Origin of the sequence: Janthinobacterium sp. UMAB-56 (genome assembly GCF_900095265.1) — a bacterium.
GTDB lineage: Bacteria > Pseudomonadota > Gammaproteobacteria > Burkholderiales > Burkholderiaceae_D > Janthinobacterium.
In genome coordinates this window covers 1-5,729 of sequence record NZ_LT607686.1, presented here as the reverse complement: position 1 = coordinate 5,729, position 5,729 = coordinate 1, and the positions used below count along the sequence as shown (strand labels likewise).

Sequence of the window (5,729 nt, the reverse complement as noted above, 5' to 3'; positions counted from 1 at the left end):
CCCTCCAGTGCCAAGATGCCATGATGTCATCTTGCTGCCGGGAGGGGGTTTTTTTTCGTCTGCTGGTTTTGTTTGCTGACGTCGGTGGCGGTATGGGCTTTTGCCGAATGTACGACGAAGTTGAGCGAAGTTCCTTGCCTGGCGGGCACCGTCATGTTCTCTTCATATTGACACTGTACGATGACTTGTATGGCTGCTGTCCTTGCGCGGCCAGTCCCTTTCATCTCATCAAGTAAATGTGCGCACCGATGCTGGCCAAGCTTAAACTCGTCAAAACTCCCAAAGGCATCGATAGCGTCTTGATGCTGTCGGCCATGCTGATACTCTGGATCGGCAATTACAGCAACCTCGACCTCCTGATCGCCGACGGTATGTTCGACGGGGCGCGTGGGCAATTTTCCCGCACTGGCAGCGCCTGGGCGGGCAATTTCCAACTGGGCATGATCTTGCTTGGCTCTGCCTTGATCGGCCTGGCCATCTGGGACACCTTGCATCCGTTGGCCTGGCTTGCGTCACGCCGCAGCGCCTTGCGCGTCGTGGCCCTGTCGGCCGTCTTGGTACCTCCAAGCATTTATTTGTTATCGTCCTTCAGCGATGTGCCTTGTCCGGCGGATTTGCTGCGCTATGGGGGACTGGAACCATACGCGCGCCTGCTGGAAACGTTGCCAGGCAGTGCGTCTGCCCTGGCTTGCCTGCCGGCTAGCCAGGCGAATGTTGCCTGGTGGCTGCTGGCCCTGCCCTTGTTCTGTGTGCCCGGACGGCTGCGCATGGCGCTTCTGCTGGCCGTGCTGCTGTGCGGTTTGGCGGCAGGCTGGCAGCAACAGTTGCAAGGTGCACAATTTTTCACGCACACCTTGTGGTCGGCCTGGATCGCCTCTTTCCTGATATATTTGCTGCATAACTTGCTCCGGCCCGAGGACGCGTTGGCCTGAAATACAAAAGTACGTCACAATCTGCCTGTCTAGTTGTCGTTTCATACAAAAACAGGAGCACCATGAACGAGCATATTGCGAGAGAAGTGGTATTGGTCCGTGCTATCGAGACGGCCGACCAGAAGAAAGAAGTCCTCAGCGAGGATGACCGCATGTATGCCAGCCGCAGTGCGCGTGAGCTTGCGCAGTGGCAAGCTTCGGGCAAGCAGGCCGAAGTCACGGGTGACGATTTCCTGCAGCAGCGCTCCGAGCTGATCCTCAAGCGCATCACCGAGCGCACGCCCGCCTTCGCCGCTTTCGCGAAACGCCGTAATGGCATGAAAACCCTGGCACTGACCTTGCCCCTGCTGGCACTGCTGCTGGGCGCCGGGCTCGATCGCATTACCGATCCCCATCGCGTCGACCTGCTGTCGGCGCCCTTGCTGCTGATCATTGCCTGGAATGTGCTGGTGTATATGGGCTTGCTGATCTGGCTGTGCATCCCATCGCACTCCCTGGGCTGGCCGAAAGCTGGGCTGGTGCGCCACCTGAGCGTGGGGCGGCTGGCACTGCCGCGTAAGCTGCCGCACGCCTTGTCTTCGGGCTTGCTCAGTTTCATGGGCGAATGGGCGCACTTGAGCGCCAAGCTGACGGCCGCGCGCCTGAGCCGTACCATCCATTTGAGCGCCGCCATGTTTGCGATCGGCGCCGTCGCCTCGCTGTATGCGCGCGGCTTCCTGTCGCAATACGCGGCTGGCTGGGAAAGCACGTTTCTCAGTGCCAGCCAGGTCCATAGCCTGCTTTCGACCCTGTTTGCGCCGGCAATTGCCCTGTTTCATTTGCAAGGCTTTTCGCTGGCCGAAATCGAAGCGCTGCGTTTCCCGCAAACGACGACCATCGAAGGCGGCGCGCGCTGGGTGCATTTGTATGCGGCGACGATATTGCTGCTGGTGGTTGCTCCCCGCCTGGTCCTGGCACTGCTCAACAGCTGGCGCGCCGCGCATCTGGTGAAACATTTCCCGCTGGATCTCGATCAACCGTATTTCCGCAAGCTCAATGACAGCATCGGCGTAGCCACGGGCGGCATGCTGCGTGTCTTGCCCTACAGCTTTACTGTCGATGAGGCGCGCCACAAGGGCCTGGGGCAAATCGCCCTCATGCTGTTCGGCGAGCAGGGGCGCATGATGTTGCGTCCATCGACGTCGTATGGCGAAGAGCCGCAAGAGGTCTTGCGCGGTACCGACTTGAATGATCCACAAGTCAATGTCACGGCCGTGCTGTTCAACCTGACGGCGACGCCGGAAAGGGAAAATCACGGCGCCTTCCTCGATTACCTGGTGCAATCGTCGACGCGCGGCATCGCCGTCCTGATCGACGAGTCCAGCTACCTGGAGCGGGCGGGCGAGCAGGTGGACAATGCCACCCGCCTGGCAGAAAGAGTTGCCTTGTGGCAACAGTTCTGCCAGTTCCACAAAACCACGGCCACCCTGGTCAATTTGCTCAATCCTGCCCTGCACCCGCTCGATGCCGGTGTCGGGCTGAAAGTATCGGCAGCAGCATGAGTGTGAATGTGAATAAAGATGTACAGGATGATGCGGTACGGATTCAGTTCGCGCTGATTTCGCACACCAATAATGGCAAGACGACCCTGGCGCGTACCTTGGTGGGCGTGGATATCGGCGAAGTGCGCGACGCCGCCCACGTGACCGTGTTTGCGGAATCGCATACCTTGCTGGCCACGCCGCAGGGCGATGCCTTGCAATTGTGGGACACGCCCGGTTTTGGCGACTCGGTGCGCCTGCTCAAGCGCCTGGGGCAGTCGGGCAATCCCATCGGCTGGTTCCTGCGCGAAGTATTGGACCGTTACCGTGACCGCCCGTTCTGGCTCAGCCAGCAAGCCCTGCGCACGGCCAAGGACTCTGCCGACGTGGTGCTGTACCTGGTCAACTCTTCGGAGCATCCCAGGGATGCGGGTTATTTGCCGGCGGAAATGAAAATCCTCGAATGGCTGGGCAAGCCCGTGGTGGTCTTGCTAAATCAGATGGGGCCGCCACGGCCGGGCAATGAGGAGCACGGCGAGCAGGCGCGCTGGCGCGAACATTTGCAGCAGTATCCGATTGTGCGCGACGTGTTGGCGCTCGATGCCTTTGCCCGTTGCTGGGTACATGAGCGCGTGTTTTTCGAAGCCGTGGGGAAGTTGTTGCCGCAGTCGCAGCAAGCCGGCTATGCGCGTCTGTTTTCTACCTGGCAAACGCAAAATACGGCGCGTTTCCTGCAGGCCATGCATTTGCTGGCCACGCAACTGGCGGTTGCTGGGCAGGATCGCGAAGCCATCGAGCCCGTATCCAAGGGTCTGCTGAAATCAGCCCTGCAGGTCGTGGGTATCGGCAAGAATGCAGAACAGCAACGCCAGGAAAAAGCCATGGCCAGCCTGGTGGCGCGGCTCAATACGCACAGCGGCGTCACGACGCGTGAACTGTTGATCTTGCACAAACTAGACCCTACCGATGCGCATAAGATCAATAGTCGGATACGGGAAAATTTCGCCGTGCGCGCACCGATCGACAAGGCGCAAGCGGGGCTCTTGGGCGCCATGATTTCCGGCGCCGCGACGGGGCTGTCAGCCGACTTGATTTCCGGCGGCCTCACTTTGGGCACGGGCGCCCTGCTTGGCGGCGTGGTCGGTGCTTTGACGTTTGCGGGGGCAGCCTGGGGTTTTAATTCCGGCACGGATCGCAATGAGCCCACGATGCAGTTTACCGACGTCTTCTTGCGTACCCTGGTGGTGGCGGGTGTGCTGCGTTACCTGGCGGTGGCGCACTTTGGCCGCGGTCGCGGCAACTTTGTGGAAAGCGAGGCACCGGCATTCTGGCAAGATGAGGTCGAGCAGGCGGTGGCGCGCCATGACACTGCTTTAGCCGAGCTATGGAAAGAGGTACGCCGGGAAAAATCCCCAGAGCAAGCCGCCGAGCGCGTCCTGCCCCTCATGTCGTCCATCACCTCCGATACCCTGGCACGTCTGTATCCGGATGTGGTGCGTCTGGTATAGATAATCAGACGCGGGCCTGCAGCCATTGTTGTAGAAATTGCACGCAGGCCCTGACCTTGGCCGAGTTTGACAGCCGCGAGGTGGTCGCCGCCCACACATCGGCAGCCTGTTCATGCGCGGGCAAAATGCATACCGGCTTTCCTTGCGCCAAGCTGCTTTCCACATCCTATGCCAAGCGCAAAATCATGCCGTGGCCATCCAGTGCCCATTGATGGACGATCTCACCGTGATCGGTGACGCTGACCCGGCGCTTGGTCCGGTGCAGCAAACGAACTTGCAGCGCCGCTTCCAGCATACCGATGCGCTTGCTGACGACAGCCTTGGAAATGCCCAGTTCCACGGCCGTGGCAGCGAAACCGGTTTGATGCGCGACCTGGCAAAACAGGCGTAAGTCTTCCAGACGTGGCGTATTTTTCATTGATTGACCACGAACTTTGGATACTGAGATGATGAACTCCCAATTGTATTCTGACACGGCGCCAGTATCATCAACGCATCCATCTATCAACAGGAGAACCGCATGCCCGCACATAGAATCGCCGTCATCGCCGGCGACGGCATAGGCAATGAAGTCATGCCGGAAGGGTTGCGTGTGGTCGAGGCCGCCGCGCGTCGTTTTAATATCGATCTGCAGTTCACGACGATGGCATGGGCAAATTGCGACTACTACCTCGAGCATGGTCAGATGATGCCCTCCGACTGGTTTACCCAGCTCAAGGATTTCGACGCCATCTATTTTGGTGCCGTGGGCTGGCCGGACAAGGTACCCGACCACATCTCCTTATGGGGTTCGCTATTGAAATTCCGGCGTGAATTCGACGAATACGTCAATTTGCGGCCGGTGCGGCTGATGCGTGGCGTGCCGTGTCCGCTGGCAAACAAGAAACCCGGCGATATCGACTTTTATGTAGTGCGTGAAAACACGGAAGGAGAATATTCATCCGTGGGCGGGCGCATGTTCGAAGGGACAGAGCGTGAAACGGTGCTGCAGGAATCCGTTTTTACGCGCAAGGGTGTCGACCGCATTCTGAAGTATGCGTTTGAGCTGGCGCAAAGCCGGCCTAAAAAACACCTGACCTCGGCGACCAAATCGAATGGTATTGCCATCAGCATGCCATTCTGGGACGAGCGAGTGGAAGCGATGGCCCCGAGCTTTCCCGAGGTGCGCTGGGACAAATACCATATCGATATCCTGGCGGCACGTTTCGTGCTCAGCCCCGAACGCTTCGACGTCGTGGTGGCGTCGAATCTGTTTGGTGACATCCTGTCCGACCTGGGCCCCGCCTGCACTGGGACGATTGCCATCGCACCGTCGGCCAATATCAATCCGGAGCGCACTTTCCCCTCCGTGTTCGAGCCGGTGCACGGTTCCGCTCCCGATATCTATGGTCAGAATATCGCCAATCCGATCGGCATGATCTGGTCGGGCGCCATGATGCTGGACTTTCTCGGCAATGGTGACGCCCGGTACTCGGCTGTACATGATGCGATTGTGCGCGCTATTGAGCAGGTGCTCGAGCATGGGCCGCGTACACCCGATATGGGCGGCAGCGCCAGTACGACCGATGTCGGCACGGCAGTGGCAGCATTGTTGAAATAAAGCTTGCCGCCGGTGGGCGGCTTTGCTATAGTTCGCCTCCCCAATGAGACGCACTAGTTTGCGGCACAAAAGGGACAGTCTTCCGGGGCTGGGTGGTAAAAGAAGGTGTTGACGGATTTAGCGAAATGCTTCATACTCTTCCTTCTTCGCAGCTGACAAACACAACGCT

The 5,729-nt window shown here is 59.1% G+C and carries 6 protein-coding genes; 5 read left to right on the top strand and 1 reads right to left on the bottom strand.

Going from position 1 to position 5,729, the window contains the following annotated elements; translation table 11 throughout:
• The 4 genes from K0F85_RS28195 to K0F85_RS28180 all read left to right on the top strand — a co-directional run.
• The coding region (locus K0F85_RS28195) for a hypothetical protein (protein WP_219119110.1) at positions 1–236 on the top strand (236 nt) is incomplete at its 5' end.
• A gap of 12 nt (positions 237–248) precedes the next feature.
• Complete coding sequence (locus K0F85_RS28190; RefSeq protein ID WP_219119109.1) at positions 249–932, top strand: acid phosphatase; 684 nt, start codon at positions 249–251, stop codon at positions 930–932.
• A 62-nt stretch (positions 933–994) separates the two neighbouring features.
• Positions 995–2,473 carry a DUF2868 domain-containing protein gene (locus K0F85_RS28185; protein WP_219119108.1) on the top strand — a complete coding sequence of 493 codons (1,479 nt, stop codon included), beginning with the start codon at positions 995–997 and terminating at the stop codon, positions 2,471–2,473.
• The gene (locus K0F85_RS28180; protein WP_219119107.1) at positions 2,470–3,960 is read left to right on the top strand and encodes a DUF3482 domain-containing protein; all 1,491 of its coding nucleotides are present in this window, start codon (positions 2,470–2,472) and stop codon (positions 3,958–3,960) included. Before K0F85_RS28185 ends, K0F85_RS28180 begins: the two co-directional genes overlap by 4 nt.
• A gap of 166 nt (positions 3,961–4,126) precedes the next feature.
• On the opposite strand, the gene K0F85_RS29170 is transcribed toward K0F85_RS28180, so the two are convergent.
• Positions 4,127–4,435: a LysR family transcriptional regulator gene (locus K0F85_RS29170; protein ID WP_306986195.1), complete on the bottom strand. Its 309-nt coding sequence runs from the start codon at positions 4,433–4,435 to the stop codon at positions 4,127–4,129.
• 45 nt (positions 4,436–4,480) lie between these two features.
• Between K0F85_RS29170 and K0F85_RS28170 the strand changes: the two genes are divergently transcribed.
• Positions 4,481–5,560 (top strand): tartrate dehydrogenase, encoded by a 1,080-nt coding sequence (locus K0F85_RS28170; RefSeq protein WP_219119106.1) that lies wholly within the window; start codon positions 4,481–4,483, stop codon positions 5,558–5,560.
• Positions 5,561–5,729: the final 169 nt, after the last annotated feature.

Coding starts and splice junctions, on each gene's coding strand:
- K0F85_RS28190 (WP_219119109.1), top strand. CDS start 249: ATGCTGGCCAAGCTTAAACTCGTCAAAACTCCCAAAGGCATCGATAGC.
- K0F85_RS28185 (WP_219119108.1), top strand. CDS start 995: ATGAACGAGCATATTGCGAGAGAAGTGGTATTGGTCCGTGCTATCGAG.
- K0F85_RS28180 (WP_219119107.1), top strand. CDS start 2,470: ATGAGTGTGAATGTGAATAAAGATGTACAGGATGATGCGGTACGGATT.
- K0F85_RS28170 (WP_219119106.1), top strand. CDS start 4,481: ATGCCCGCACATAGAATCGCCGTCATCGCCGGCGACGGCATAGGCAAT.